Raw genomic sequence first — 1,641 nt, 5'->3', positions numbered from 1 at the left:
GCCTTTATGTCGAGCGCGTGCTGCAGGCCGACAAGGGCTGCGATTTCGACTTTCTCGTCGGCCGGCGCGATGCCGGCATTCCTCGACATTCGCACTAGAGAGGCGCGCGATGACGGATGAAATCGGCTACGCGATCTATCCAAGCCTCAAGGGCCGCAGCGTCTTCATAACAGGCGGCGGCAGCGGCATCGGCGAAAGCCTGGTGCGCCATTTCTGCGCCCAGGGCAGCCGCGTCGCCTTCGTTGACATGGCCGAAGAACCATCCCAACGTCTGGTCGACGCGATTGCGGCCGACGGACATGCCGCGCCGCTGTTCATTCCATGCGACCTGCGCAACGTCGAAGAGTTGCAGGCGGCAACCGTGCAGGCAATGCAGCACAATGGCCCCATCCAAGCGCTGTGCAACAATGCCGGCAATGACGACCGCCACCAGACCAAGGATGTGACGGTTGCCTATTGGGACGACCGCATGGCGGTCAATCTGCGCCACCAGTTTTTCGCGGCGCAGGCAGTGCGTCCGCAGATGAGCGCGCAGGGCGGCGGCTCGATCATCAACTTCGGCTCCATCACCTGGATGGTCGGCGATCCGGATTGCCCAGCCTATGTCACCGCGAAAGCGGGTATTTACGGCATGACGCGGGCGCTGGCCCGCGAGCTTGGCCCTGAGCGCATCCGCGTCAACTGCATGGTGCCGGGCTGGGTGATGACAGAGCGCCAGATGCGCCTGTGGCTGGACCCGGCCGGCGAACGCCAGATCGCGGAAAGGCAGTGCCTGCCCGACCGGCTGCAACCCTCCGATATCGCGCGCATGGCGCTGTTCCTCGCCGCCGACGACAGCCGCATGTGCACGAGCCAGCAGTTCATCGTCGATGCGGGCTGGGTGTGATCCGTACGGTTTCAAAGGAAGAAGGTTAGTTCATGCGTCTTGTTCAGTTCAGAATGGCCGACGGCAGCAGACGGGTGGGCCGCGTCTGCGATGACGGCAATCATCTGCACCCGCTCGAAAAGACCAGCAGCGTGCTGGAACTGGCCGAAGCGGCAATTGCCCAGGGCACGTCGATCGCAGCGCTGGTCGAGAAGCGGACCGGCACGGCGAAAATCGACTACGACCAACTGTTGCGCGATGGGCAGGTGCTCGCTCCGGTCGACCATCCCGAACCGGCGCGCTTCCTGGTCACCGGCACCGGCCTCACCCACACCGGAAGTGCCGCCGCGCGCAACCAGATGCATGTTCTGACCCATGGCGAAGGTGCCGACGAATCCGATTCCTTGAAAATCTTCCGCATGGGGCTGGAGGGCGGCAAGCCTGGCTCCGGCAAGATCGGGATTCAGCCAGAGTGGTTCTTCAAGGGCGTCGGCACCTGCGTTGTCCCGCCCGGCGCACCGCTGCCGATGCCGGCATTCGCGAAAGCCGGTGCAGAGGAAGCCGAGATCGTCGGGCTTTATGTCAATGGACCCGATGGCCATCCCTATCGCATCGGCTATGCGCTCGGAAACGAATATTCCGACCACGTGACGGAGGGCGAGAACTACCTTTATCTCGCCCATTCCAAGCTGCGCTCCTGCTCGATTGGTCCGGAACTGCTGATCGGTGACCTGCCCGAAGAAGTGCGCGGCCATTCGCGCATCCTACGCAACGGC

General features: G+C 63.4%; 2 protein-coding genes. Both read left to right on the top strand.

The features are described from left to right. The first annotated feature begins 109 nt into the window (after positions 1–109). Positions 110–886 carry an SDR family oxidoreductase gene (locus tag EN994_RS30360; RefSeq protein WP_063167576.1) on the top strand — a complete coding sequence of 259 codons (777 nt, stop codon included), beginning with the start codon at positions 110–112 and terminating at the stop codon, positions 884–886. Positions 887–918: 32 nt separating this feature from the next. Further along, a partial coding sequence (gene araD1 / locus EN994_RS30355) for an AraD1 family protein (protein WP_127308097.1) occupies positions 919–1,641 on the top strand: 723 nt, incomplete at its 3' end.

The organism is Mesorhizobium sp. M7A.F.Ca.CA.002.09.1.1, from assembly GCF_003998555.1.
GTDB lineage: Bacteria > Pseudomonadota > Alphaproteobacteria > Rhizobiales > Rhizobiaceae > Mesorhizobium > Mesorhizobium ciceri.
This window is presented reverse-complemented; position numbering and strand designations above follow the sequence as displayed.